The organism is Ruegeria sp. C2, assembly GCF_056537765.1.
Genome location: NZ_JBQFRZ010000003.1, coordinates 95,229 through 121,779 on the forward strand (window position 1 = coordinate 95,229; position 26,551 = coordinate 121,779).

Consider the following 26,551-nt stretch of genomic DNA (forward strand, 5'->3'; position numbering starts at 1 on the left):
AAACTAGCTGTTTGGCAACCTGTTCACACCAAAATGGATTGGATCATGAGTACAGAACCCCCACGCCAACCCGTCCCGCCCTTTACCGAGGAAACCGCCAAGCAGAAGGTTCGCTTGGCCGAGGATGGCTGGAATGGTCGTGACCCGGCCAAGGTTGCGCTGGCCTATACGCCGGACACCGTTTGGCGCAACCGCGCAGAGTTCCCGAAGGGGCGCGAACAGGTTCAGGAGTTTCTGACCCGCAAGTGGAACAAGGAACTGGATTACCGCCTGATCAAAGAGCTGTGGGCTTATTCGGGTAACAGGATCGCGGTGCGCTATGCCTATGAATACCATGATGACAGCGGCAATTGGTTCCGTGCCTATGGGAACGAGAATTGGGAGTTCGACGCCAATGGTTACATGGCTCATCGCCATGCATCGATCAACGAGCTTCCCATAGCCGAAGAAGACCGCAAATTCCGCTGGCCTCTGGGTCGTCGGCCCGACGATCACCCGGGTCTCAGCGACCTTGGACTTTAACCAGAACAGGATACTACGATGACACCTATCAAACTCTACCGTAATCCCAAATCAGGCCATTGCCACCGGGTTGAACTGATGCTGGCGCTGTTGGGCCTGCCTTATGAAACCATTGATCTCGACATGGCCAATGGTGCGCATAAAGCGCCGGACTATCTGAAGATCAGCCCGTTTGGCCTGGTGCCTGCGATTGACGATGGCGGCTATACCCTGGCGGATTCCAACGCGATCCTTGTATATCTGGTTCAAGCATATGCGGCGGACTCGCATTGGATGCCGGCGGATGCAAAAACCGCGGCCGAGGTTCAGCGTTGGCTGACCGTTGCAGCGGACAATGTCTATTCCGGCCCTTGCGCCGCACGTCTTGTCAAGGTGTTCGGGGCGCCGCTGGATCACGACGCGGCGGTGGCCAAGGCCCATGCCTTGTTCAAGGTGATGGAGGCACATTTGGCTGGCCGTGACTGGCTGGCTGCCGATACGATCACCATCGCGGATGTAGCGGGCTACAGCTATATCGCGCATGCCCCCGAAGGCGGTGTGGATCTGGCGCCTTATCCTAACATCCGCAGTTGGCTGGCCCGGATTGAATCGCAGCCCGGTTTCGTCGGCATGGCGACCTCGCCCATCCCTGAACTTGCTTGACGCGCTGAGGCCGGTGCCAAGGCACTGGCCTCTTATTCCCGGAGGGCCGATGATATGGACCAGAAAACCGCAGACACTCCCTTTCATGCAGGAGAACGCGCCGCGCAAGAGCGTGCAGGCGTTGGCGATATCTCGAAATGGGCTGGTGGGTTCATCCGGGATTACATGCCCGAACAACATCGGGAATTCTACGCCTCGCTGCCGTTTCTGGTCTTGTCCGGCCAGGATTTGACCGGCTCGACATGGATTACCCTGATTGATGGGCCCGAGGGTTTCATCCGCTCGCCAGACTCACAAGGCCTGACCTTGGGCACCATAGCCCAAGCGCAAGATCCTCTGTTCAGTGCCTTTGCGGCAGGAACGGATGTGGGACTTATCGGGATCGAACTCTCCAACCGTCGGCGCAATCGGCTCAGCGGTCACCTGCGCCGATCCGATGGTGGCTATGCTATCGATATCCGGCAGACCTTCGGCAATTGCCCGCAATATATCCACGAGCGCGTCTGGCGGCGCGTCGAAAACCAACCGGGCGAAGCCCGGCATTCAGAAATATTGACCCCGTATCAGATCGCCCTGATTGCCAGGTCCGAAACGATGTTTATCGGGTCCGGACATCAGCAAGGGGTGGACAAGCCTTCGCGTGGCTTTGATGCATCGCACCGTGGTGGTGCGCCAGGGTTTGTTCAGGTCAAAGACCCACAGCGCCTGCGGATACCGGATTACGCGGGGAACAATTTCTTCAATACGATTGGCAATCTAATCGCCGATCCGCGGATCGGGTTGGTCTTTGTTGATTTCGAGACCGGCAGCTTGCTGCATATTACAGGTCGGGCAAGTATCGATTGGCATCCGACCGACGCCAATGATGATGACGCTTGGCGGATGATCGACGTCACAGTCAAGGCCGTCATCGAGCGCCCGAATGCATTGGCTCTGCGTTGGTCGAGGCAAGATCAGACCCGCCGGTTTACGGTCACACGACGTGTTCCCGAGGCTCAGGGCATCACTTCTTTTCACCTGAGCCCGTCTGACGGTAAACCGGTCTGGCCGTTCGTCGCTGGACAGCATCTGCCCATATCCGTCGAAATCTCCGGCCAGCCTGAGGCGGTGAAGCGCAGCTATTCACTATCTGGCGATCCGTGTGCCGCGGACGGTTATCGACTGACGATCAAACGAGAGCCCAAGGGCTTGGTCTCGCGTTTCTTTCACGATGATTTGGCCGAAGGGGCCGAGATCATCGCGTCCGAACCTTCTGGTGATTTCATCGCTCCCTCAGGTGATCAGCCATTGGTTTTGGTCAGTGCCGGGGTTGGGATGACGCCAATGATGGCGATGCTACACGGAGCTTTTGCCGACGGGCATGATCGACCGTTGTGGTTTGTGCACGGTGCCAGAAATGGTTCTGAACACGCGCTGCAAAAAGAGACCGGGCAGCTGGTTGCTCAATTGCCGAATGCGCAGGCGCTGATCTTCTATAGTCAGCCAGATGCGACCGACATGCCCGGTAGTGACTATCAGGTTCATGGACGTATCACGCCGCAAGCGCTTGTAGATCTGAACGCCGGGCCGGATGCGCTCTATCTGCTGTGCGGACCGGGGCCGTTCCTGTCGGAGATCAAGACCGGGTTGGAAGCGCTGGGCATTCCAGCGCAGAACATCCAGTTCGAAGTATTCGGGCCAACTGGGCAAAGCACGTAACCCTGTCGGCTACGTCCTTTGGCGTTGGGTCAGCTCCAGTTTCTTGCGCAGCGGGCCGCTGTTCTTCACGATAACGGCATCGACTTTCCCTGCCAGACCCTTGATCGTGATCCCCCCGGTCTGGCCCAGCATGTTGGGGATGCCCAGGCCGCACAGCTCGTGCACGTATTTCGAGTATACGATAACGGCTTCCGAGGTGCGGGTAATGGTCTCGAACGCGTCGGCGACCAGTGAAACGGTCCCAATCGCGGTGACCGGGCTGGGTGCAATCTGGTCCGAGCTTTTGCCCACGCGCCCAATCACGGCGCGCCCGGAATGGATGCCGATGCCGATCTTCAGCGGTGCAGAGAGGTTTCTGGGGAGTCTGCCGTCGGTGCCCTCAACCAATTCCTGACATCGCGCGGCAGCGTAAAGCGCGGATCGTGCAGCTTCGGCTTTATGGGACTCAAGCCCGAAAACTGCCGTCAGCCCATCATTGGTGAACTTGTCGATATGCCCGTTCTGGGCCTCGATCTGCTCAACCATCAGATCAAGCAATTGGTTGAGCACGAAAACGACGTCATAGGGCAGGGTCTTGTCCACAAATGAGCGGAAGTCTTTGATCTTGAGCTGCAGTACGCAGATTTCACGCTCGATGCCCCAGCCGAAGGGGTCCGATTGCAGCGGGGTCGACACGGCGCGTCGAGGTTGAATGATCGGACGGATACTGACATCGCCAAGCACGCGGGCCTGACAGGCCAGCCGCATGTTCGGTTCGGCATTGATCTTGTCCAGCAGCTTGCGCTCGGCTGGACCTACGGGGCTGAGCCCGCCCTGATCGGACATCACAACGACCCTGCAGGTCGAGCAGCGCGCACGTCCGCCGCAGACCGACATATGGGTGATGCGATTGTCCCGACTAACATCCAGCAGGGTTTTGCCGGGGGCCGTATTCACGGTCAGTCCGTTTCCATAGGTGACCTGCACCTGACGGCGGGTGCTTTGTACGATGTACAGGATCACAAAGAACATCAGCAAGCAGCTGAGGATAATGGCAACCCAACCCTGCGCGATGGCCTGATACTCTGACACCGCGTCACGCACTGTAGCCACCCGCGCGGCCAAATCGACTGCTTCGGGTCCTTCAGGTGTCAGGCTCAGCCGCAATGCCTCGCGTTTGGCGGCGGTCATCCATCCGGCCACGGCGACGATAGGTACGGCGATGGCAATGGGCAGAAGGATTAACAGCCCGTCCTTGTACCAAGGTTTCGGTCGCAACCAGAAATGAATACCGATAAGGCCATGAACCCAGACCAGCAGCAAAAGTGTGTTCTGTTTGATGGCGGAGACAGGCCAGAGCAGCGACAGCTCTTGCAGATAGGTCACCGGGACACCTGTCACCAGTTCAGAGCCGCGCGTGACGATGATGTGGCTGACCAGCCAGTAGGGGATGGCCAGCCCCAGCGCGATCTGGAACCAGCGCCAGAACGGCATTTTCAGACTGCGGATGCTCAAAATACTCCACGCGCCCAGTAAGATATGAACCGCGAACGCCCCATAGAGCAGGATTGTTCCGGGGAACGAGCTCCAGATCGCGGACATGACGGACAGCATGCTGTCCATCCAGCGCAATGAGACCAGCCCAAGCCCGTGATTGATGAAATGGCCGGTTGCATAGACCAGCAAAATCAGACCGGACCAAAGCCGTACCTGCTGCGCCACGCTCCCCCGACCGTTGGCTTTGATATCCCTGCGATTGATCGCCATCTGCCGCGCCCGTCCTCTGATTCAGCGGTTTTCGATCGCCGCTGAAGTAAACACGTATGGCGACAGATGTATTCTGGTCGAGCGCTCCTCTTGGTTCACGTTCGGGTGTAGTGTGTGCGTGTGTTGCGTCGATCTGAGATCAGGTTGGATCGTCGCCCGGCTGGGGGTCCTTATAGCGATTGAGATCCAGTATTCCCGCCTGAACCGCATCCTGCCGAACCATAGCATCTTGTACCTGATCGCTCAGCGCCCAGAAATCGGGGCTCGTTCGGCGTATGCCGAAGGTTTCAATCAGTTGCATCCAATCGGCGTCGGATTTCACAGCCAGCAGGGTGTCGACAAAACTGTCGATCTGAGCCAGTTCGACGTTGAAAAAGAAGTTCGGATAGCTGCCGATTAATCCCGGCAGGATTGTCAGCCGATCGGATTGCGGATCGCGCCGGTGTGCCTCGTTAAACAGAAACGCCACGTTGTCATGCGCTTTGTCGTGGATCAGCGAGAAAACCTGTGGTGTGTCCGCGCCATCTTCGACTAACAAAATCGAAAGATCGGGCAGGAATTGCACCCAGTTCCCCGACTGATCGGCAAGCGGACGCAGCTGGCGTTCCAGATCCGAGGCGCTATTCGAAGGCGCGCAGTTAGGGCTATCGCATCTATTGATCGGGTCGGTCAGGGGCCAAAGCCCGGCACCACGATCAAGCAACGCCAGAAGAAATTCTTGCTTTGGGCTTTCCGTGTCAAAGGTGATCCCCGTCGGAAAACTGCCGTCGACATGGCGGCGGTGCCAATAGGTATGAATCTCACTGAGCGCGCCCTTATACCAGCTTCGGTGTATCCGGGGCCGTACAGCTCTTGGCAGGAAGGTTAGGAAAGTGTCTTCGCTCTCCATACGCAGTTCATCCATATAAAGCCGCGTTGTCAACTGATGCTCGACACGGCCGAAGACATCGTAGCCAGCCACCAGATTGTAGTAGATACGCTCAAAAATCGGATAGTCGATCACCCACGCAGTCTCGGGGATTGAGCCATGAAGTCCGGTCATTGCCGAGGCGTTGTCGAAATGGCGGAATACGGTGATCAGGGCGTTCGGATTGGTGCCGCCGCCGTCCCAGATCGCATCATAACCCAAGCCGGTTCTGTGCGCCTCACTTTTCCCATAGCGTGCGTCGCGGAACTTGAGGTATTGCACCTGATTTTTGTGCGAGAACCCCTGCAACTGATCCAGTGTTCCACCTTCACTGGTTGAGACAGGCAATTCGAGATATCCGGCACCATCCGCAAGATAGCTTGGGTCCGTAACAGACAGGTCTGCATCAGGGTCCAGAAAGCTGACCCAGAAACGATCTTCAATGACATCGACCGCCGTTTCGCCGTGACAGACCGGGCCGCGAATGAAGCTGCGTACAAAAAACAGCGCGTCGTCGAGCAGGAACTGATAGCGACTGCGCGGTGGAATATCGGCAAATGTGGTGAATGGATTCCCGCCCTCGCTTTCGCCGTATCCGGGCAGGCTCGAGGGAGCCCAGTCGGGCTGAAGGAACAAGCTTTGGTATCGCGTCATGCGCGCCGGGCTCAGGGGATAGACCAGGTGCTCTTTGTGCACGATCGTTTCCGTAGTGGGCTGAAGCCGGTAATAGAAGGTCGCAGTACCAGGATCATCGAACGGGCGGCGGGTCGCGATCACGTCAATCTCGTCACCTGTGGGCGTGCGCGAGCGTACGAGCTGGAAAAACCTGCTTGCGCTGTCCCCTTCAAAGTGCAGTCGAGCCAAAAAGAGGTGCTCGTATATATACCGGCTCATCAATTGACTGCGCAGATCGGGAGCGTTCAGAAAGCCCTCCCATTCGGTGACTTGCCCTTGGATGTCGTGGGGGATGTTCTCGGGGATCGCGGTCGCTGGTGCGCCGACGCGTATCCATGATGTCAGCAGGGCGTAGTCTTGGTCACTCAACGGGGCGGTTGCATACGGCATTCCAGCCAGCGGGTGGGCCTTGCGGAAATCATCGAACTCGTCTGGTGTCGGACAAACAAGGGGCCGGTCCAACGCGAGGCCGAGCGCATCCGGGACCGGTTCGTTTGGCGACAGGCTGCTGTTGCGCCCGAGATCGAGATACCGTTCAAGCAATCCGGGCGTGACCGGGTGAAACCCGAGCCCGCGCCATTCCGAAGCGGACTGCGCATCTATCCCCAGCCGCGTGGGCTGCGCATCCGAGAGGCGTTCGGTGTGATAAACCGCCTGTTTGCTGCCGCCACGCAACAGACCTTCATCCGAGGTTAGTTTCAGCTGACAAGGCGCGTCATAGCAGCTGTGACAAACCACACAGCGTCGATCTAGAACAGTGCGTACATCGGTCCAATCGTTGGTGGCCTGTGTTTGGGCGCGGGCTTCTGACCCGGGATGAGACCACAACGAAAAAATGGCGACCAACCCCATCAGAATCGTCCATCTCCGCAGCGCTTTAGACATCAGTGCGTTATCCCATAGAATTGGTTCTCAATACCTCCGTAAGATGGCGTGTAGACTGCGCGCCTGTCGAGTCTGTAGATCACAAGCTTTTTGCTTTCGACACCGCGCACCACGCATGCAAAGAGCTAAAATTCAGATCGTCTGGCAAAGGCGGATCATGGGCGTAACTTAGTGAAAGAAGACTGCCTGGTCGGATGGGAGGTCCATGAAATCTTGGGACAAGATTAAGTGCTTGTCGCGGGTGGTGAATCCCGGGCTGCTCGACACTGCTATCGACCCGCATCTTATGATTTACCAATGGGCACGGCGGAACGTGTTGGCGTTCTGACCCTGGAGGATGAACATGATCGCTTGGGAGCCCAGCCGTCGATACGATCTAGACGCAGCTTTGGCGGCACCTGAAATCCCGGATCAAATTAAGGCTTAGGTGAGCTAAAAGCCACTCAGCATTCGACGTTCGTTATGGTGCAAGGTCGCATGGTCGACCTCGCACCTCTGGCGGATGCTGCACTTGTTGGAGGGATCTTGTTTGCCTTTGATCAGTCTGCCCTGACGGCGGCCTGAGTGAAAAGCGCCCGGCGAATTAACCGGGCACCAAATGCAATCAGAGACCCCATTTCTTGCGGTTTTCTTCGAAGAATCCCTGCGCCTTCTTCACCTCGATCCAGTTGTTAACGTAGTTGATCCAAACCTGATCAGCCTGCGGAAGGATCATCGCGATGGGCGACGGAGAGCGGGGACCGGCGTTCTTGACGCGCACGACAGGGAACTTTTGTTCCAGCGTCGACCCTTCGATGTTCGAAGTGATGAACACATCCGCGCGCCCGGCGATCACTTCCTGAAAACCGCGGGCCGGGGCTTCGACCACTTTGATCTCGGCATTCGGGAACCACTCGCGCACCCGTTTCTCGAAGGTGGTACCCAAGGTTGTGGCAACGGTCACACCTGGTTGGTTGATCGACTCGTAGCCATCAAACTTGTCCGCCTTGTCTTTGGTCGTATAGGGGAACAACTCCACCGCGATGTAGCTGTCTGAGAAACCGGCGACCTTCATCCGCGGCGGTGAGATCGAGGCCGAGCCGGTCAGGTGATATTTCCCCGCCACCACACCATTCACCAGTGTTTTCCAGTCGGTGGGTACATATTCGACCTCAACACCCAGATCAGCCGCGAGCTCGTTCATGATGTCGATGTCGTAACCTTTGTAGCTGTTGGTCGCCGGGTCACGCAGTGACATCGGGTTCCAGTCGCCAGTTGTGCCGACCTTCAGAACGCCGGAATCCAGAACCTCGTTCAGAGCTGATTGTGCCTGTGCTGCGCCGGACAATACCAGTCCAAGCGCGGCTGCTGCCGCAGCTTTCAAAAAAGTGTTCATCAATCTCTCCTGTTGGTGGCGTTTCGGCCTTGATGCCGTGTTCTTTGTTGATTTAAGCGCAAAGAGAAAGATAACCTCAAGAAAATATTCAACTAAGACTGAAATAGGGGCAGGCCAGCCAATGCCAGACGCCGCCATCGAACTTGTGAACGTGAACAAATGGTTCGACACCTTTCATGTTCTCAAGGATATCAACCTGACGGTCGGAAGCGGCGAAAAGGTGGTGATCTGCGGACCCTCCGGATCGGGTAAGTCGACCGTTGTCCGTTGTATCAACCAATTGGAAAAGCATCAGAAAGGCACGATCCGGGTTGATGGCGTCGAGCTGACGAATGACCCCAAGTCGGTTGCTGCGATCAGTTCCGAAGTCGGAATGGTCTTTCAGCAATTCAACCTTTTTCCGCACCTGAGCGTGCTGGAGAACTTGACGCTGGGACCGATCAAGGCCCGGGGGTTAAGCCGGAAAGAGGCGGAAGAAAAAGCCCGCCATTACCTTGAGCGGGTGCATATTCCAGATCAGGCAGACAAGCGGCCCATTCAATTGTCGGGCGGCCAGCAGCAGCGTGTCGCCATAGCACGCTCGTTGTGCATGGAACCCCGTGTGCTGCTGTTTGATGAACCGACTTCGGCACTTGACCCCGAGATGATCTCGGAGGTTCTGGATGTGATGGTCGAACTGGCGCAGGAAGGTATGACCATGGTCGTCGTCACCCATGAGATGGGCTTCGCCCGGAAGGTGGCCGACAAGATGATCTTCATGGATGCGGGCGAGATTGTAGAGGAAGGGCACCCCGAGCACTTCTTTACCAATCCGCAATCCGAGCGGTGCCGTAAATTCCTCAGTCAAATTCTGCAGCATTAGGTGGGGCCGATGAGAAAACTATTTCTGATATCGCCGCTGCTGTTGCTGGCAGGCTGCTCATCTTCCCAGACCTGGGGCTGGTATGTCATCAATCCGACAACGGACTCGGGCTGGACGAATGTCAAATTCCTGATTTCCGGGATGGGCTCGACGATCCTGATCTCGTTGATCGCCGCCGTCCTTTCAATCGTGATTGGCCTGTTGGTAGCTTTGCCAGGGTTGTCCGAGAAACGGGGTTGGCGGCTGGTCAACCGGGTCTATGTCGAATTCATTCGCGCCATTCCCCTGCTGCCGATGTTGTTCTGGGTGTTTTATGGTTTGCCCATCGTGTTCCAGTCGATGGGGATGAACGTGCCCATCGATCCGTTCTGGGGCGCGATTATCACTCTGGCGATCTCTGACAGTGCCTTCACGGCCGAGATTTATCGCGCAGGTATCCAATCCATCGCCCGCGGACAGCGCGAGGCGGCGCAGACCGTCGGGCTGAACTATGTGCAGACCATGCGCTATGTGATCCTGCCGCAGGCGATCCGGCGTATCCTGCCACCGCTGGCGAACCAGTTTATTTACATTGTGAAGATGAGTGCCTTTGCCAGCGTCATCGGAATGCAGGAACTGACCCGACGAGCGAACGAGCTGGTGGTGACGGAATACCGCCCGCTGGAAATCTATACACTGCTGATCTTTGAATACCTGGTCCTGGTTCTGATCATCAGTGCAGGCGTGCGCTGGTTGGAACGCCGCATGGGCGCGGATGAGCGCGGATAAGGAGCAAGTGATGGACTGGAAAGATTTCATGGCCGAGACCGAGGCCAATATCGGGGCTTTCTCGAAAGAGGTACCCGAAACCGTGCGCGGGTTCGGCATCATGGGCAAGGCGGCCAAGACCGATGGTGCGCTGAGCGAAAATACCAAGGAGTTTATGGCGCTTGGCATCGCGATCGCCACTCGCTGCGACAGTTGCATCGGGTTTCATGTTAAATCGCTGGTCCGGCTGGGCGCGACGCGTGACGAGCTGTGCGAGGCGCTGGCGATGGCGACTTATATGGGCGGAGGGCCGTCCTATGCTTACAGCGCCAAGGCGCTAAAGGCCTATGACGTGTTTTCGGAGTAAGCCTAATGCCTCCTGATCTGGCCGGTGCTGAGGGGATTATCCGAGACAGCAGGTACGTCGCTGGCCGGTCTGAGGACTTTGGCCGCGAACTCAGCGCTGTGCGGATATTCGACGATGAGATCGTGATCTATCGCGACGCTGAGGGCATGGCTATTACGCTCAAGGATGCCTGCTCGCACCATAAGCTGCCTTTGTCTCGCGGGACCATTACAGAAGCGGCAGGCTGATCAGGACACGCTGAGCCTGCCATGGGAACCCTGTCCCATAGTCCGCGCCGTTGCATCAAAAACCGTGTTGACGCCGGGGTATGTCTCTGGATCTGGGCGCCACCCGGGATGCATTCTGGATTCAGCCCCCATATCCCGATCCCTTCAACGCGGATGGTTGGGTCCAGAACGTTCAGCGAAATCTCACCCAGCGCGTAATGCCTGCAGGTGTGAAAGTGCAGTGGTCGTGGGTTGACGAAGGCCGAGCCGCTCCACTTCTCAAAATTCTGATACGTGGGGGCAGAATAGGCACGGCTCAGATGAAACCCGGCATGCCAAGAATGCATGGTCAGCGGGTCGAGCTCGAACATCTTGCCGATTTTTTTGCATAATGCATCTCGGCGCAATGCACATCCATCGGGTGGCCCGGGAAACCCAGCGGGCGGCTGCTTTCGAACTGAACTGCCAAGGGCTCGCGCAGCTCCCACCCATAGAGTTCGTCGAATTTCGAGCTGGTTCCAAGCAAAAATCCGTCCTGCATGACCATGCCCGATACCCCTACGTTTGCACCGGTGCAAAGACGGATATCGGGGATCCTCGAAGTCAATTAGGTCTGTGCTTATTTCAACTGCTCAAACCGTTTGCTGAACGGCCTGGGGGCGACAACAGAAAACGATGTGATCGGGTATTCAAAGGCGACGAGTGAGGGTTCGCGCGTGTCGGCCCCGGTTTTATCCGGTTGTTTCCGAATGCTTTTCATCCTGAACGCGCCGGACGAAGTCCATAAACGCGCGGATAACCTTCACCTCGTGGCGCTGGGTCATATAGATCATGCTCTCGCCCATTTGCAGATCGACATCTGCCAGTTCGATCTGGCGCAATCGGTCATCGCGCCCGAACTCCGCGCGTGAGACAAAACCGATGCCCGCGCCCGATGCCACCAGTTCACGGACTGCTTCGCGCCCTTCGGCGACGATGGCGGGTTTCAGGGTGACCTTTCTGCGACGCGCTTCTTCCTCAAGCTTCTGACGGGTTTTGGAACCTTGTTCGCGAAAGATAAGTGGCAGTGTCTTGAGCTCTTTGAACGACAGTGATGTTTTTGAAAGCGGTAGCACTCCGTGCCCAGCAAAGGCGACGATGTTGGTGGCACCCAGATTGAGCATTGTCATGTCGCTGCCCGGTGTAGGGCTGCCCACAATACCGATTTCGGCATTGTAAGCTCGCAGTTCTTCCAGAATTTCATTCGTATTTCCGGATCGAACCATGATCGTGATGTTGGGGTACATCGCACGAAATGGGCCCAGGTAATCCGTCAGATGATGGGCCGAGTCAGCGATGATCCGTAATTCGCCGTCAATCGACGCTTTCGATTCCGACAGGTAGTCCTCGATCTGACTTTCGATTTCAAAGTATTGCTTGGTAAAGCGAAACAACTTCTCGCCTTCAGGTGTCAAAGAAACGCGTCTGCGTTCGCGCTGAAACAGCAGCAGATCGTGATCCTGTTCCAGCTTTCGCACTTGTTCCGAGACTGCAGGCTGGGTCAGAAACAACGCTTCGGCCGCAGTTGAGAACCCACCATGGAGCGCAACATTGTGGAAGGCTTTGAGCTGACTGTGGCGCATCGGATCCTCGTGGGTATAGCTATAAGAATTTCTTATGTTTTGCTTGATATTGGAGATTTTACATATGGGAGACTGGCTTGCAAATGGTCGATTTGAGCTGAGTACGGCAGAGATGCGCGGGCCGTTTTGGAACAACAGCGGCCCGGTTTCATCAATCGACGATACAGCGTGAGTGCAGCGCCTGATGTTCAGCCGCAATGGCTACTTGGATTTCAGCGCATCCCGAAGTGCTTCGCCAAAGGCGCTGTTTTGCGTGCTGTGGTCTGGCTTTCCACTCCGAACGCTCTTGGGTTTGCCATGAGGCGCGGGTTTGCGCGGCCCGCGCGCGGCTTTATCTTCGCGCGCCGAGGCACCACCATCCTTGCGCATCGTCAACCCGATGCGTTTGCGGGGTACGTCCACCTCAACCACTCGTACTTTGACGACCTGACCGGTCTTGACCACTTCATGCGGGTCTTTGACGAAACGGTCGGCCAACTGACTAACGTGTACCAATCCGTCCTGATGCACGCCGATATCTACGAATGCGCCGAAAGCGGCGACATTTGTGACGGTGCCTTCAAGAACCATGCCGGGTTTCAAATCGGTGATTTCCTCGACCCCGTCCGTGAACGAAGCGGTCTTGAAGCTGGGCCGCGGATCCCGGCCCGGTTTTTCCAGCTCGGCAAAGATATCGCGCACGGTCGGCAGGCCGAATGTATCATCAACAAACTGTTCGGCCCGCAGCCCTTTCAGGGCTCCATCATGGCCCATGATCTGTCGAATATCGCGCCCACATGCGGCGACAACGCGGCGGGCGACGTCATAAGCCTCGGGGTGGACGGATGAGGCGTCCAGCGGTTCCGCCCCTTCGCGGATACGCAAGAAGCCTGCGCATTGCTCAAAGGCACGGGGGCCAAGTCGCGCCACCTTCAGCAGGTCTTTGCGCGCGGTGAAGGCCCCGTTGATGTCGCGATGGTTCACGATGGCTTCGGCCAAACCGGGCCCGAGGCCCGAAACGTGCGACAGCAGGGGCGCTGAGGCGGTGTTCAGATCGACGCCCACTGCGTTCACGACGTCTTCGATCACCGACTCCAGCGATTGAGACAGGCGGTGCTGGTCCACATCGTGCTGGTATTGGCCTACACCGATGCTTTTGGGTTCGATCTTCACCAGCTCGGCGAGTGGGTCTTGCAGACGGCGGGCAATCGAGACCGCGCCGCGCAGCGAGACATCGAGATCCGGGAACTCACGTGCCGCCAGTTCCGAGGCCGAATAGACCGAGGCCCCAGCTTCGGACACGACAACCTTGGTAGGTGCCTTGATCGTTTTGGGCAGCAGAGCGAGCGTGTCAGCCACCATCCGCTCGGTCTCGCGGCTGGCTGTACCGTTGCCAATGGCGATCAGCTCAATTTTGTGGGCCGCAATAAGGTTTAGGATGGCGGCTTGGGCTCCGCGCAGGTCGTTCTTGGGTTGGAACGGATAAAGCGTATCAGTTGCCACGACCTTTCCAGTTTCATCCACAACAGCGGCCTTGACGCCGGTGCGAATGCCCGGGTCCAGACCCAGCGTCGCGCGCGCACCTGCCGGGGCGGCAAACAGCAAGTCCTTCAGGTTGCGCGAAAACACCTGAATCGCCTCATCCTGTGCGCGGCTGCGCAGATCGGCCATCAGTTCGACCATCATCGAAAGCGACAGCTTCACGCGCCAGGTCCAGCCGGCAACCTTGCGCAACCATTTGTCACCGGGGCCATCACCGTTTGTGTGCAGATGGGCTGCGACCATCGCCTCGGCTCGCGCGGCACCGGCTTCGGGCTCGGGCGCGATATCCAGCGTTACAATCCCCTCTTTCGAGGCGCGCAGCATCGCCAGCGCCCGATGCGAAGGGGTTTTGGCCCAAAGCTCGGTATGATCGAAGTAGTCGCTGAACTTCGCGCCTTCCTGTTCCTTCCCTTCGATCACCTTGGCGGTCAACAATGCCTCGAGCTGCATGAAATTACGCAGCTCTCCCAAAAGTGCAGCGTTCTCGGTCAGCCGCTCGGTGATGATATCGCGTGCACCGTTAAGGGCGTCCCTGGTGGTCGGGACGGCGTCGCCCAGATACCCTTCGGCCAATGCTTCGGGATCTGCCGAACGCTCTGCCAGAATGGAATCGGCAAGCGGTTCAAGGCCATTTTCACGGGCGATCATGGCTTTGGTTCGACGTTTGGGCTTGTAAGGCAGATAGATGTCTTCCAGCTGTGCCTTGGTTTCGGCCTGTGCAATGGATTTGATCAGATCATCGGTCAGCTTTCCCTGATCCTTGATCGAGCTCACAATCGCTTCGCGCCGCGCCTCAAGCTCGCGCAGATAGGTCAGACGATCGGACAGGGTACGCAACTGTGTGTCATCCAACCCGCCGGTCGCCTCTTTGCGGTAGCGCGCGACAAAGGGCACCGTTGCCCCCTCATCCAGCAATTTGACCGCGGCCCCTACCTGTTCCGGGCGGGCATTGATCTCGGTGGCGATGGTGCGGGCGATGCGGTCCAAAGGGGCCTCCTGACAGACGGTTGGGGGACCGTCTTAGCCAGAGGGGCAGGCGAGGGGAAGGGGGTTTCAGCCATAAACCCCGCTCTGCACGAAAACTGCACGAGAGCTGTGCGGTGATCTGCACCTAAGGCCACCAGACAAAGGCTGCACCATAACAAAAAAGGAGCAGTGATATGGGACAGTTCATCGTGCGCGGAGTTCCCGCGTCGGTTTTGCAGGACAGCTGGTGGTTTGATGCGCCCGAGCAGAAAGGCAACAGGAGCGACGGCAACTTGGGGCCGAGCAAACGCCACGCGGTCGGAGGTTTGGCAATTCTTGTCGCGTTGGCGGATGTATTGTTTCTGGATTATGCGCTGGGGGTGTCGTTGGCCATATTCGCGCTGGCTGTGGCTGGCGTCGTATGGCTGCTTCTGGGCAGGCGCACCGGGCTGATCGGGCCTGCGGTTTTGTTGGTCCTGAGCGTTCTGCCGGTCGTGGAATATGTGCAGGCCCTATCGGTTGCTTTCCTGTTGGGCGGTTCGACTGTTGCGTTGTGTTGGGCTGTTCTGGGCCATTGGAGCGGCGCGTCTTATCGAAGATTTCTGTCGCAAGTCCCGTTTCTCGCCATCCGGCAGGCAATTGAAGCGATCCGGCACAGTCAGACGGTATCGCGCGCTGATGGAGCGTTTTTGCGTCTGCTGCGGGCCTGGGGTTTCCCCGTTGGCGGAGCTTTGATCCTGATCTCTCTCATGGTCTCGGCAAATCCGGTATTGTCAGATTGGGTGGATCGGTTATGGCGCTTTGACCTCCGGTTTGACCGGGTTCTGTTCTGGCTCGGGGCTGCGATGGTGATTTGGCCGGTTCTGGCCGTGGCAATACAGCCCGGTTTGCTGGCCCCGCGTGTTGGACCTCAACGCAGCCGGTCTCTGCCCGGCCTGGGTCTGAATGCCGGGTCCGTGGCCAATGCGCTGATAACGTTCAATCTGCTCTTGGCGGTTCAAACGATCATGGATGTGGCGTTTCTTTGGGGAAATGCAGAGCTTCCCGAGGGAGTGGGCCACGCGGAATATGCCCATCGCGGCGCTTATCCTCTGCTGGCGACCGCATTGTTGGCTGGGGCCTTCGCATTGGCTGCCCGCCCATTTCTGGCTGAGCGGCAGGGTCTGACCCGTTGGATGATGTTGTGGTTAGGTCAGAACGTGTTGCTGGTGATCTCGTCCCTCATGCGCTTGTCCCTATATGTTGAGGCTTACGGGCTGACCTATTTGCGGGTACATGCAGCGATCTGGATGGCATTGGTGGCCGCCGGGCTGTGTTTGACTGGATGGCAAATCTTGCGGGGCAAATCGAACCGATGGCTGCTGGTGCGATCCGCCGGGTTGGGGCTCGGTGTGCTCTATGCCTGCTGTTTCGTGAACTTTGCAGCGCTGATCGCGCGCGAGAACCTGAACCATCCGCAGCGTTACGACGCATATTATGTCTGTCGGCTTGGCCCAATGGCCGCCGCAGAGCTCGCGCGCTCTCCGCGCCCAACAGGCTGTTCCGCATGGACCCCACAGATCACCAATTGGCGGGAATGGGGGTTTCGCGCGGATCGAGTGATCCGTAATCTGACCACCGAAGCGAAGCCGGAGGCATCTGATGAAAATCCTCGTCGTGGATGACGACCCGCGCCTGCGCGAGCTGGTCTCGATTACGCTGGAACGCGCGGGCTATCAGGTTGTCACCGCCCGCGACGGGCAAATGGCGCTGACCCATGCCATGCGCGAAGCCCCCGATCTGGTGGTGCTGGATGTCGGGTTGCCCGAGTTGGATGGCCTTGAGGTCTGTCGCAAGCTACGCGCGCGCTCAGAAGTGCCGATCCTGTTCCTGACGGCTCGCGATGATGAGGTTGATCGGATTCTGGGTCTCGAGCTTGGGGCGGATGACTACGTCACCAAACCCTTTAGTCCGCGCGAATTGGTGGCGCGGATCAAGGCGATCCTGAAACGCAGCACGACCCGAGGTGTGATGGCCATTCTGCGCCATGGTCCGGTCGAACTGGATGCTTCAGGTCATTCCGCCAAGCTCGATGGGGCACCGCTGACCCTGACCGCGACCGAGCTATCGATCCTGCGCCGCCTGATGCAAACGCCCGAGGCAATCGTCTCGCGCCCGCAATTGATTGATGCGATCTACGGTGCGGGCAGCGCGATTGCGGACCGAACGCTGGATAGCCATCTGCGCAACTTGCGCCGCAAACTGGGCGAAAACGGTTGGGCCAGCGCCATCGAAACCGTGCATGGCATCGGCCTACGGATGGGCGCATGGCCGAGCTGAGGCGCAAGTGGCGCCCATCGTTGGGCTTTGTGCTTGGCGGCGCACTGGCGGGAACGCTGGTTCTGTCGTTGCTGGGCCTCATCGCGTTGCGCTATCTTGGCCCCGAGGTCGGCTTTCGCAACGCGGCAGTCTTGTTGGCGGGCCTGATTGGACTGGCCACCGGCGTACTGGGATATCTGTTGGTGCGCTTGTTGCTTCGGCCGATTTCGGCATTAGCCGCCTATTCCGGGGCGGTCGAGCGTGGTCAACGCACGGACCCGCCTCGGCACTATGGCACGCAGGAACTGTCCCGTCTGGCCGGCTCGGTTCTCGGTATGGCTCAAACTCTGCAACGACGTGAAACCTCGATCCGCAGTTTCGCCGACCATGTCACGCATGAGCTGAAAACACCGGTAACCTCGATCCGCGCAGCGGCGGAGTTGCTGGAGGAGGCCAAGGGGCTTGCGGATCAAGACCGTGCGTTGCTGCAACAGATTCTGGGTGCCAGCGATCAGATGCAAACCCAGCTCAGCGCCCTCAACCGTGTCGCTGCCGCACGGGCACCAGAGCATCACGGAACATGTACGCTGGCAGAGCTTGCAGAAGATCTGCGTGCACGTTTCCCGGACCTGCCCCTTCGGTTTGAAAGCGTTGACGAACGTCTGCCGCTGGCCGCATCAGGCCTGCAAGTGGTTTTACAGCAATTGTTGGACAATGCCTGCCGCCACGGGGCGGGTCAGGTGGTGCTCAGCGCGGCGCCGGGACAATTGATCGTACAGGATGATGGTCCGGGGATCTCCGAGGGCAACCGGGACCGGATTTTTGCGCCTTTCTTCACGACGGCTCGCGAACAAGGGGGCACAGGCATGGGTCTGGCAATCGCGGAAAATCTTCTGAGGGCACATGGCGCGCAGATCTCGTTGATACCTTCAGAGAGCGGAGCACGGTTTGAGATCGTGTTCGCGATGTCGTGAACAGAGATTTCGCGGCACGTATCGTACATAGCCCCGCAACCAGTTGTTACAGGTTGGGAATCTAGTGATCACACCTCTGCCGGTGACACAGCCCGCTGATAGAGATGCCATGTGGTGTGGCCGAGGATTGGCAGGGTGAAGATCAGGCCAAGAAATGCCGGAACCAACGACAACAGCATGGTGACCGAGATGATCGCCGCCCAGCTCAGCATGACCACCGGGCTCTCGGTGACGACGCGGATGGAAGTTAACATGGCGGATACGAAATTGGTTTCCCGGTCGAGCAGCATGGGCATGGCAACAACAGTTACCGAGAACAGGACAGCCGACAGAAAGGCACCGACACAGGTGCCGATCGCCAGAAAGGTCCAGCCCTGCGGTGTGAAGAATACGATGCTCAAAAACCCTTCAAAATCCGAGAAGGATGATTTCTGCAGGGTGATCGCCAGCCAAAGGCGGATTTGATAGGTCCATACCCAGAAAATGAACAGCGTGACAAAGGCCATCCAACCCATTTCACGCTTGCGTTGATTGGCCATGGCAGTGAGGATTTCGGACCAGCCGAAACTCTCACCCTTCTGCAACCGACGGGACATTTCATAAAGCCCGGCGGCAGCGAATGGTGCCACCAGCGGAAAGCCTACCGCTGCAGGAATGATCATCCAGATCTTTCCGAGCCAGACCAGACACCACACAAACAGGATGCCGAAAACCGCATAGAACAGGCCGAAAAAACCACTCATCAAGGGGCGCGCGAGGAAGTCAGAAAAGCCATCCTTCAGCGATGCGGTGATATCATCCACCGTCAGCCTGTTGACTTCAGGCATGGCTTGCTGCTGCGGCGACAGATTGTCGGGTGGCGTGGGACCCGCGGTCTTGGATGTCATGATAGAGTCCTCCCAAAGCATGAAACCGTGCTGGGCTGTTCACGAGTAGGCGCAGCGGTTAAACAGGCATTCCTCCTCTACGTAAAAGTCTGCATCAGGTGAAACGCGAGGGCAAGGGAGGAGTATGGCAACCAAGCGACGCTATCGCGGGGAGAGCGTGCTCGCTTGGGCGTCTCAACTATACGAAATGGGTTGATACGGTCTGGAGCATGGCGAACAGCGTTTATTCCAGGCCAAACCCCGGTCGATGATGGTTCGCGGGACAAGTTCCCGTAAATCTACAGGCTAGACCTGGTAGCCTATTCTGCCCGATAGCGAGAATTTTGTCGCTTGCAGGCCGCTTTGTCGCAAACTCGCTAGTAGCCATCGCGTCAGCACGCATTATGCCTGCATGACTTGTCAGATCATCCCCAGCTGCTTGGGCCGCCGTGCAACCGGTTGTGACCTTGTGCCGATGTGTTGGTGACCACCCGCAAGGGTGCTTTTGTTGCTTACACTCACAAGAACACGGGATGATACATGACGACTGCGCTGCGCCTGGCCATTGATATTGGCGGCACATTTACCGACACAGTTCTGGTTTCCGGTAACGAGACCATGTTGGCCTCGACCAAGACCCTGACTACTCATCAAAACCCTGCTGAAGGCGCTATGGAAGGCGCACTTCGTGTCATGGCGCAATCTGGCCGGTCTCTGGCTGAGGTGACTGGGTTCATCCATGGAACCACCCTGGCAACCAACGCGCTGATCGAACGGCGCGGGGCCGTTGTGGCGACCATCTGCACCGAAGGTTTTCGCGATATCCTCGATATCGGGTACGAGCGGCGGTATTCCCAATACGATATCAACTTGGAAAAACCGGACCTGCTGGTCCCGCGGGAACGATCCCTGACCATAAGTGAACGGATGTCTGTCGAGGGTGAGGTGCTGATCCACCTTGATGAAACGCAGGTCGATGGCCTGCTTGCCGAGATTGATGCAAGCGGGGCCGAGGCCATCGCCATCTGTCTGATGCATGCTTATGCCAACCCTGCTCACGAACGGCGATTGCGAGAAATCCTGAGCGAGCACCGCCCCAATCTGACGATTTCGATTTCTTCTGATGTCAGCCCGGAAGCGCGCGAATTTGACAGGCTCTGCACCACTGTCGCCAACGCTTATATTCAGCCGTTGATGGAGAGTTATCTGGCCCGTTTTGTCGACCAGTTCGAGGCCGAAGGGATCACCTGTCCGATCCTGATGATGACTGCAGGCGGTGGCATGTGCACGGTCGAGACGGCTGCCCGGTTTCCCATCCGTCTGGTCGAATCCGGCCCTGCGGGCGGGGCCATTCTGGCCGCGCGCATCGCCGCACGGGCTGGTTTGGACGAGGTGCTGTCCTTTGATGTGGGGGGCACCACGGCGAAGCTCTGCCTGATCGATAACGCACGCCCGCAAACCTCGCGATCATTCGAAATCGCGCGTGCCGCACGGTTTATCAAGGGGTCGGGCATGCCTGTGCGCATCCCGGTGATCGAGATGATCGAGATCGGCGCTGGTGGTGGCTCGATAGCGGGTGTGGATCGCTTGGGCCGTCTGACCGTTGGCCCGAAATCGGCCGGGTCTGAGCCTGGGCCAGTGGCGTTCATGCGTGGAGGCACCGATCCCACCGTGACCGATAGCGACATCACCCTCGGGTACATTGTGCCAGATACCTTTGCCGAGGGGCATATCCAACTCGATCCCGAAGGGTCCAAGGCTGCGTTGACCCGCGTGATTGGTGAAAAGCTGAACCTTGATGCTGTGGGCTCCGCCGACGGGGTCAGCCGTATCGTGGACGAGAGCATGGCCAGCGCCGGACGGATGCATGCCGTGGAAAGCGGCAAGGACCTTGGACCGCGCACGATGATTGCTTTTGGCGGCAACGGCCCTTTGCACGCCAGCCGCGTCGCACGCTCTGCCGGCGTGTCGCGTATCGTGATCCCGCCCAATCCGGGCGTCGGGTCTGCGGTGGGTTTCCTGTTTGCGCCGGTTTCGTTCGAGATCGTCCGCTCGCGCTATTCACTACTGGACAGTATGGATATGGACGGCGTGAACCGTCTGTTCGACGTTATGATTGCCGAGGCAAAGGAAGTCGTGGCCCAAGGCGCAGGCGATGCGCCGACCGAGATCCAACGCACCGCCTTCATGCGTTACAACGGGCAGGGGCACGAGATCGAGATCACCCTGCCGGATCGGGCACTGTCGGTCGAGGATATCACCCCTCTGACCGCTGCATTCGAGAAAGAGTATCGCAAACAATTCTCGCGCCCCGTGCCGGGGATGAAGATTGAGATTTTGAACTGGGCGGTGCGCGTCGCCACCCCCGATAGCGCTGTGCCGCCGGTGCCGGGAACGCCTGATAGGTCGGTGTTCGTCGTGACTGAAACGCGCCCCATCACTTGTGATGTTGATGGCAAAGTAAAAGATGCGGCTTTTGCGGCTCGTGCTGATCTGAAACCCGGCGATCACGTCTCGGGTCCTGCTTTGATCCACGAACCACAAACCACCACGCTCGTATCCGCCGATTTCTCGGCACACATGGATGCCATCGGCAACCTTGTCCTTGTTCAAGACCAGAAAGGAAGCGCATGATGACTGCTGAACTTTCAACCGCCCGCCTGCAAGTGATGTGGAACCGCCTGCTGGCGGTGGTCGAGGAACAGGGTCAGACCCTGATCCGCGCTGCTTTCTCGCCCATCGTACGCGAATGCGGTGACATCTCTGCCGGGATATTTGACGTCAACGGTCGGATGTTGGCTCAGGCCGTGACCGGTACACCGGGCCATATCAATACGATGGCCGAAGCCGTGCTGCATCTACGTGCGCGCTTTGCATTGCAGGACATGAAACCCGGCGACATCTATATGACCAATGACCCCTGGTTGGCGTCGGGGCATCTGAATGACTTCCTGCTGATGATGCCCGCCTTCAAGGATGGTAAAGTGGTTGGCTTCACCTCCTGCACCTCGCATCTGGTGGATTTGGGCGGTCTTGGTATGGGTCCCGAAGGTTCGGATATCTACGACGAAGGGCTGTTGATCCCGCCCTGCAAACTGGTCGAAGAAGGGGCGCCCAACGCGCTGCTGATGGACATCATCCGCGCCAACTCGCGCGAGCCGATCGCCAACGAGGGTGATATCTACGCCCTGATCGCTTGTTGTGAGGCCGGGGTGACCCGTCTGGTTGCGATGATGGACGAATTCGGGATCGATGATCTGGACACGCTGGGCAACTACATCATCGACACCTCGCGTAAGGGCGCGTTGGAGGCCATCGCCGAAGTGCCCGAGGGCGTTTACAAGAACGTTCTTCGCATGGATGGCTACGAGAACGAGTTGGAATTGCACGCCACTCTGACCGTCACCAAGGACGGGATGCATGTGGATTTCACCGGCACGTCGGGCTGTTCGAAAAAGGGCATCAACGTGCCGCTGAACTATGCCACGGCGTACACGGTCTTTGCCCTGCGCTGCATCGTCGGGCCGGATATTCCCAACAACGCGGGTTCGTTGGAACCATTTACCGTCGATGGCCCCAAAGGTTGCATCCTGAATGCGCAGCGCCCGGTGCCGGTGGCGATGCGTCATACGCTGGGGCAGGTGACCCCCGATCTGGTGTTGGGCTGTTTGCATCGGGCACTGCCGGATCAGGTTCCTGCCGAGGGTGCCTCGTGCATGTTCGACCTACCTATGCGCCATGCGCCCGAAGTCGCGGCAAATGGTGGGCGCGAGTTTGCAATCGAACCCGTGCACAACGGTGGCACTGGCGCGCGGCCCCATGCTGACGGGTTGTCGGCGACTGCTTATCCATCGGGGGTCTTCGGTTCTCAGGTCGAGATCACCGAAAGTGTGGCCCCTGTGATCATGTGGCGGCGCGAACTGCTGCCTGATTCCGGTGGTGCCGGTCAGTATCGCGGTGGATTGGGTCAGAGGATTGAGATGACCTCGTCCAACAATGCCCCGTTCATTGTGTTCCTTTCTGTCGAACGTCTGAAATTCCCGGCCCTTGGTCGCATGGGCGGACAACCCGGTGCGCCGGGGCGCATCCGGTTCCGCGATGGTGATAGCGACATCCCTGGCAAGGGCGAGTTGCGTGTGGAAGGTGATGACTATCTGATCTTCGATACGCCCGGCGGCGGCGGATTCGGCGATCCAGTCAAGAGAGATCCAGAGGCTCTGGCGCTGGATCTTAAGCGCGGATTGGTCACGGATGAAGGCGCGAAGGTCTATGGGGGTGCGTCATGATCCGGGCGGTTGATCATGTCCGGCAGATGGCTGCCTACGCCTTGGCTGATCTGGGCGGTCCGGACACCGTTTCTCTGGCCCAGAACGAAAGTGCCTTTCCGGTAAGCCCCGCAGCAATCGCGGCGGGGCAGTCGACACTGCAGCAGATGCCGCTCTATCCCGATCCCGACTGGCCCGAGCTTCGCACGGCGATTGCCGAAACGCATGATGTGACGGCTGAGCATATCCTGTGCGGGGCCGGGTCGATGGAACTGATCGGCTGCCTTATCCGCGCTTTTGCCGGGCCGGGTGACCGCGTGCTGGGCACGGATTACGGTTATGCCTATGTGGCCTCGGCGACGGCGCAGGTGCGGGCGGACTATGTGAAAGCGCACGAGGTGGATCTGACCGTTTCGGTCGACGATATTCTGGCAGTTGTCGTACCCGAGACGCGGATCGTCTTCGTTTGCAACCCGGGAAATCCAACCGGTACTCTGATCCCGAATGCAGACATTATCCGTCTGCGCGATGCCCTGCCGGAAGATGTTTTGCTGGTGGTCGATCAGGCCTATGCCGAGTTTGCCGATCAGTCTCAGGACCCCGCCGAGATATTCGCGTTGGTGGATCGTGGAGATACCGTGGTCTTGCGCACCTTCTCCAAGGCTTATGGGCTGGCAGGCGCGCGCGCGGGTTGGGGTCTGTTCCCACCTGCGGTTGCGGATGAAGTGCGCAAGTTGCTGAACCCCAACAATGTCTCGATCCCCTCGCAAGCCATGGCCACGGCAGCGATGCGCGATCAGGCACATATGCGCGAAACAGTGGCGAAAACTGCTGCCATTCGGGATCGCTTTGCAACCGGGTGCCGGGCGCTGGGGCTGTCTGTTGCACCCAGCCATACCAATTTCGTATTGATCCGATTTGCGGATGTTGAAACCGCGCATAGGGCGGACGCTGCCCTGCGGGCCGAGGGGCTGCTGATGCGCGGCATGGGGGGCTATGGTCTGGGTGATTGTTTGCGCGCCACGATATGCGAGCAGGACATCATGGACCGCTGTCTGGCCGTTCTGAAAGAGGTGACGTCATGACACATGAGACCCGCACACGGGCTAAGATCGGCGTATTGGTGCCCTTCACCAACACCAATCTCGAAGCGGATATGATGCTGATGCGCTGCCCGGATACAACGGTGCATTTCCAGCGCATGGGTGGATATGACGTGGATGAGATTCCCGGCTCGGATCAGATGGCTGGTCTTGGGGCATCGGATATCAGCCATGACCTGAAGATGATCTCGGGCGTGCGACCCGATGTGGTGCTGTATGGTTGTACCTCTGCGACGCTGACCCATGGTCCGTCGTTTGACGAGCAACTGGCACAAGACATCAAGGCCGGATCGGGTGCGCTGTCGTTCACGGCGGCTGGGGCTTTGGTGGGCGCCATCAAGACGCTGGGTGTGACCAAGGTTGGCTTTTCTTCGCCTTATCTTGGCGAGATAAACACGCAAGCGGTGGACTTTCTGGCTCAAAACCAGATCACCACGATTAAATGTGCCAATATTGGCCGCGAACTAGGAAACTATGGTCAGGGTGAGCTGACTCCGGGCGAGGTGTTCGATCTGGCCTGCCAGGCCGACCACCCCGAGGCCGAGGCCATTGTACTCAGTTGCACCGATATGCGTGCCGTCGAAGCTGTCGACCGGATTGAGGCGACATTGAACAAACCGGTTGTGACCTCGAACCAAGCGATGATGTTTGCGTTGATGCGAGCCTTGGACTTGCCTCGGCAGGGTAATGTGCCGGGGCGTTTGTTCGACCTTCTGTAAACAAAGGCCGGGCTGATGACCCGGCCTTTTTTTGTTCCTACGGTTCGTCCCCGCCAATCTCTTCTTTGCGCTTGGCGATATAGGCGTCCAACTCCTCGCGGATCGCGGGGTCCATCACGGGTTCTTCATACTCCCGCAGCGCTTGTTGCCAGATTTCGGTTGCCCGGTTCAGTGCAGTTTTTGATCCTGCGGCCTCCCACGCGCCGTGGTTTTGCCAGTCGGACAGCATCGGAGCGTAGAACGCGGTCTCGTAACGCTCCATCGTGTGTTCGGTGCCGAAGAAATGGCCGCCAGTGGGCACGTCTTTGATCGCATCAAATCCAAGCTCGCTTTCGTCGAATTTCAGCGGCTTCAGATACTCGATCATGTTCTGCAGGATTTCCACATCCATAACGAGTTTTTCATAGGATGCGGTCAGCCCGCCTTCGAGCCATCCGGCCGCGTGATAGACCAGATTTGCCCCGCCCAGAACGGCGCCCCATGTGGCCATCATCGTCTCATAGGCAGCTTGCAGATCGACCACGTTCGAGGCGTTGGCGTTTGAGGTCCGGTACGGAATGCCATATCGCCGCGTTAGCTGGCCGCTGATCATGTTGGCCTTGGTGTTTTCCGGTGTGCCAAACGCAGGCGCACCCGAGCGCATGTCCACATTCGAGGTAAAGGCCCCGTACATCACCGGCGTGCCGGGATTGACCAGCTGGGTCAGGGTGACGCCAAACAGCGCCTCGGCATTCTGTTGCGCCAGCGCGGCGGGAAGGGTGACCGGGGTCATTGCCCCCATCAAAGTGAACGGTGTGATCGTAACCGGTTGGCCATGCTCGGCCATGGCGATCAAACCGTCACCCATCGCGTCGTCGAACAGGCGCGGAGAGTTGACCGAGATGATCGTAATGAGTCCCGGATCGGTACGCATCTCTTCCAGCGTCATGCCGCGTGCTATCGCCATCATGTTGATGCCGTCAATTGCACGGCCCCGTCCAATCGCCGTGGAGTGAAAGCTGAGGTCGCTATAGCTCAGGTTGGCGTTATAAGTGTCCAGATGCCGGTTATTGGCGGGCATCTCAAGCGGTGCAGTCACCTGATTGCCGATCAGGTGGATGGCGTTGAAGTGATGGGCTAGTCTGATGAAGTTGCAGTAGTCTTCATAGTTGCCCGGCCGCCGACCGTTGACGCAGTCATGTACATTCGGCGGGCCCGCGACGAGGCCGAAATTGACTTGGTTGCCCCCCATCGTGATCCGCTTATCCGGGTTGCGGCCCGTCAGCGTAAAGGTCCTGGGGACGGTTTTCAGCGCCTCGGTAACGATGCTTTCGTCAACGCGGATGGTCTTGGTATCGCGGTCCACCAGTGCTCCGGCCCTCTCGAACAGGTCCATCACATTGTCGCCCATGACGCGAATTCCGGCCTCGGATAGGATACGCATCGAGGTCGCATGCAGCTGATCCAACTGCTCTTCGCTCAGCAGTTCCATTTTGGGGGATGTGTTGACTACATTTTGCCAGGGCAGCTGCTGGATGCTTGCACTGCTGCGATCACTTTTGCCCCGCCGACCACCGCCACGGGCGCTGCGTCTTTCTCGTGCCAT

The 26,551-nt window shown here is 58.3% G+C and carries 22 protein-coding genes; 14 read left to right on the plus strand and 8 right to left on the minus strand.

Annotation, left to right across the window (positions count from 1 at the left end; all coding sequences use genetic code 11):
• The first annotated feature begins 45 nt into the window (after nucleotides 1-45).
• Genes ACR0IV_RS12720 through ACR0IV_RS12730 form a run of 3 tightly spaced genes read left to right on the plus strand, consistent with a single transcriptional unit; the run spans nucleotide 46 to nucleotide 2,862 of the window.
• The gene (locus ACR0IV_RS12720; protein ID WP_480658910.1) at nucleotides 46-522 is read left to right on the plus strand and encodes a nuclear transport factor 2 family protein; all 477 of its coding nucleotides are present in this window, start codon (nucleotides 46-48) and stop codon (nucleotides 520-522) included.
• Nucleotides 523-540: 18 nt separating this feature from the next.
• Entirely contained in the window at nucleotides 541-1,164 is a 624-nt protein-coding gene (locus ACR0IV_RS12725; protein WP_480658909.1) for a glutathione S-transferase family protein, read from the plus strand.
• Nucleotides 1,165-1,218: 54 nt separating this feature from the next.
• Nucleotides 1,219-2,862: an FAD-binding oxidoreductase gene (locus ACR0IV_RS12730; RefSeq protein WP_480658907.1), complete on the plus strand. Its 1,644-nt coding sequence runs from the start codon at nucleotides 1,219-1,221 to the stop codon at nucleotides 2,860-2,862.
• Nucleotides 2,863-2,871: 9 nt separating this feature from the next.
• On the opposite strand, the gene ACR0IV_RS12735 is transcribed toward ACR0IV_RS12730, so the two are convergent.
• From ACR0IV_RS12735 to ACR0IV_RS12745, 3 genes are all read right to left on the minus strand, one after another.
• Nucleotides 2,872-4,608 carry an adenylate/guanylate cyclase domain-containing protein gene (locus ACR0IV_RS12735; RefSeq protein ID WP_480658905.1) on the minus strand — a complete coding sequence of 579 codons (1,737 nt, stop codon included), beginning with the start codon at nucleotides 4,606-4,608 and terminating at the stop codon, nucleotides 2,872-2,874.
• A gap of 139 nt (nucleotides 4,609-4,747) precedes the next feature.
• A complete protein-coding gene (locus ACR0IV_RS12740; RefSeq protein WP_480658903.1) occupies nucleotides 4,748-7,075 on the minus strand; it encodes a fatty acid cis/trans isomerase in 2,328 nt (775 codons plus the stop codon).
• A gap of 604 nt (nucleotides 7,076-7,679) precedes the next feature.
• The gene (locus tag ACR0IV_RS12745) at nucleotides 7,680-8,450 is read right to left on the minus strand and encodes a transporter substrate-binding domain-containing protein (RefSeq protein WP_480472409.1); all 771 of its coding nucleotides are present in this window, start codon (nucleotides 8,448-8,450) and stop codon (nucleotides 7,680-7,682) included.
• 121 nt (nucleotides 8,451-8,571) lie between these two features.
• Between ACR0IV_RS12745 and ACR0IV_RS12750 the strand changes: the two genes are divergently transcribed.
• From ACR0IV_RS12750 to ACR0IV_RS12765, 4 genes are read left to right on the plus strand one after another with little or no spacing between them, the layout of a single operon-like run.
• Nucleotides 8,572-9,312 (plus strand): amino acid ABC transporter ATP-binding protein, encoded by a 741-nt coding sequence (locus tag ACR0IV_RS12750; protein ID WP_480472411.1) that lies wholly within the window; start codon nucleotides 8,572-8,574, stop codon nucleotides 9,310-9,312.
• A 9-nt stretch (nucleotides 9,313-9,321) separates the two neighbouring features.
• A complete protein-coding gene (locus ACR0IV_RS12755; RefSeq protein ID WP_480472413.1) occupies nucleotides 9,322-10,080 on the plus strand; it encodes an amino acid ABC transporter permease in 759 nt (252 codons plus the stop codon).
• A gap of 10 nt (nucleotides 10,081-10,090) precedes the next feature.
• The gene (locus ACR0IV_RS12760; RefSeq protein ID WP_480658901.1) at nucleotides 10,091-10,426 is read left to right on the plus strand and encodes a carboxymuconolactone decarboxylase family protein; all 336 of its coding nucleotides are present in this window, start codon (nucleotides 10,091-10,093) and stop codon (nucleotides 10,424-10,426) included.
• Nucleotides 10,427-10,431: 5 nt separating this feature from the next.
• Nucleotides 10,432-10,653, plus strand: coding sequence for a Rieske 2Fe-2S domain-containing protein (locus ACR0IV_RS12765; RefSeq protein WP_480472417.1), 222 nt, complete (start codon nucleotides 10,432-10,434; stop codon nucleotides 10,651-10,653).
• Nucleotides 10,654-10,981: 328 nt separating this feature from the next.
• Here ACR0IV_RS12765 and ACR0IV_RS12770 read toward each other — a convergent pair whose 3' ends face one another.
• The 3 genes from ACR0IV_RS12770 to ACR0IV_RS12780 form a co-directional block, all read right to left on the minus strand.
• Nucleotides 10,982-11,173 (minus strand): hypothetical protein, encoded by a 192-nt coding sequence (locus tag ACR0IV_RS12770; RefSeq protein WP_480658900.1) that lies wholly within the window; start codon nucleotides 11,171-11,173, stop codon nucleotides 10,982-10,984.
• 190 nt (nucleotides 11,174-11,363) lie between these two features.
• The gene (locus tag ACR0IV_RS12775) at nucleotides 11,364-12,254 is read right to left on the minus strand and encodes a LysR substrate-binding domain-containing protein (RefSeq protein ID WP_480658898.1); all 891 of its coding nucleotides are present in this window, start codon (nucleotides 12,252-12,254) and stop codon (nucleotides 11,364-11,366) included.
• Between the two features lie 201 nt (nucleotides 12,255-12,455).
• The gene (locus ACR0IV_RS12780) at nucleotides 12,456-14,762 is read right to left on the minus strand and encodes a Tex family protein (protein ID WP_480658896.1); all 2,307 of its coding nucleotides are present in this window, start codon (nucleotides 14,760-14,762) and stop codon (nucleotides 12,456-12,458) included.
• A gap of 173 nt (nucleotides 14,763-14,935) precedes the next feature.
• Here ACR0IV_RS12780 and ACR0IV_RS12785 point away from each other — a divergent pair, with 173 nt between their 5' ends.
• From ACR0IV_RS12785 to ACR0IV_RS12795, 3 genes are read left to right on the plus strand one after another with little or no spacing between them, the layout of a single operon-like run.
• Nucleotides 14,936-16,405 (plus strand): DUF4153 domain-containing protein, encoded by a 1,470-nt coding sequence (locus ACR0IV_RS12785; RefSeq protein WP_480658894.1) that lies wholly within the window; start codon nucleotides 14,936-14,938, stop codon nucleotides 16,403-16,405.
• Nucleotides 16,383-17,060, plus strand: a complete 678-nt coding sequence (locus tag ACR0IV_RS12790) for a response regulator transcription factor (protein ID WP_480472426.1) — start codon at nucleotides 16,383-16,385, stop codon at nucleotides 17,058-17,060. Before ACR0IV_RS12785 ends, ACR0IV_RS12790 begins: the two co-directional genes overlap by 23 nt.
• Nucleotides 17,048-18,013: a sensor histidine kinase gene (locus tag ACR0IV_RS12795; RefSeq protein ID WP_480472428.1), complete on the plus strand. Its 966-nt coding sequence runs from the start codon at nucleotides 17,048-17,050 to the stop codon at nucleotides 18,011-18,013. The genes ACR0IV_RS12790 and ACR0IV_RS12795 overlap by 13 nt, the downstream gene beginning before the upstream one ends.
• A gap of 68 nt (nucleotides 18,014-18,081) precedes the next feature.
• On the opposite strand, the gene ACR0IV_RS12800 is transcribed toward ACR0IV_RS12795, so the two are convergent.
• Nucleotides 18,082-18,900 carry a DUF2189 domain-containing protein gene (locus tag ACR0IV_RS12800; RefSeq protein WP_480658892.1) on the minus strand — a complete coding sequence of 273 codons (819 nt, stop codon included), beginning with the start codon at nucleotides 18,898-18,900 and terminating at the stop codon, nucleotides 18,082-18,084.
• A 519-nt stretch (nucleotides 18,901-19,419) separates the two neighbouring features.
• Here ACR0IV_RS12800 and ACR0IV_RS12805 point away from each other — a divergent pair.
• From ACR0IV_RS12805 to ACR0IV_RS12820, 4 genes are read left to right on the plus strand one after another with little or no spacing between them, the layout of a single operon-like run.
• Nucleotides 19,420-21,513 carry a hydantoinase/oxoprolinase family protein gene (locus tag ACR0IV_RS12805; RefSeq protein ID WP_480658891.1) on the plus strand — a complete coding sequence of 698 codons (2,094 nt, stop codon included), beginning with the start codon at nucleotides 19,420-19,422 and terminating at the stop codon, nucleotides 21,511-21,513.
• A complete protein-coding gene (locus ACR0IV_RS12810) occupies nucleotides 21,513-23,165 on the plus strand; it encodes a hydantoinase B/oxoprolinase family protein (protein ID WP_480658890.1) in 1,653 nt (550 codons plus the stop codon). The genes ACR0IV_RS12805 and ACR0IV_RS12810 overlap by 1 nt, the downstream gene beginning before the upstream one ends.
• Nucleotides 23,162-24,229: a pyridoxal phosphate-dependent aminotransferase gene (locus ACR0IV_RS12815; RefSeq protein ID WP_480658888.1), complete on the plus strand. Its 1,068-nt coding sequence runs from the start codon at nucleotides 23,162-23,164 to the stop codon at nucleotides 24,227-24,229. The genes ACR0IV_RS12810 and ACR0IV_RS12815 overlap by 4 nt, the downstream gene beginning before the upstream one ends.
• Nucleotides 24,226-24,966: a maleate cis-trans isomerase family protein gene (locus ACR0IV_RS12820; RefSeq protein WP_480472438.1), complete on the plus strand. Its 741-nt coding sequence runs from the start codon at nucleotides 24,226-24,228 to the stop codon at nucleotides 24,964-24,966. Before ACR0IV_RS12815 ends, ACR0IV_RS12820 begins: the two co-directional genes overlap by 4 nt.
• Before the next feature lie 37 nt (nucleotides 24,967-25,003).
• Here the strand turns inward: ACR0IV_RS12820 and ACR0IV_RS12825 are convergent, their stop codons facing one another.
• Nucleotides 25,004-26,551: a trimethylamine methyltransferase family protein gene (locus tag ACR0IV_RS12825; protein ID WP_480658887.1), complete on the minus strand. Its 1,548-nt coding sequence runs from the start codon at nucleotides 26,549-26,551 to the stop codon at nucleotides 25,004-25,006.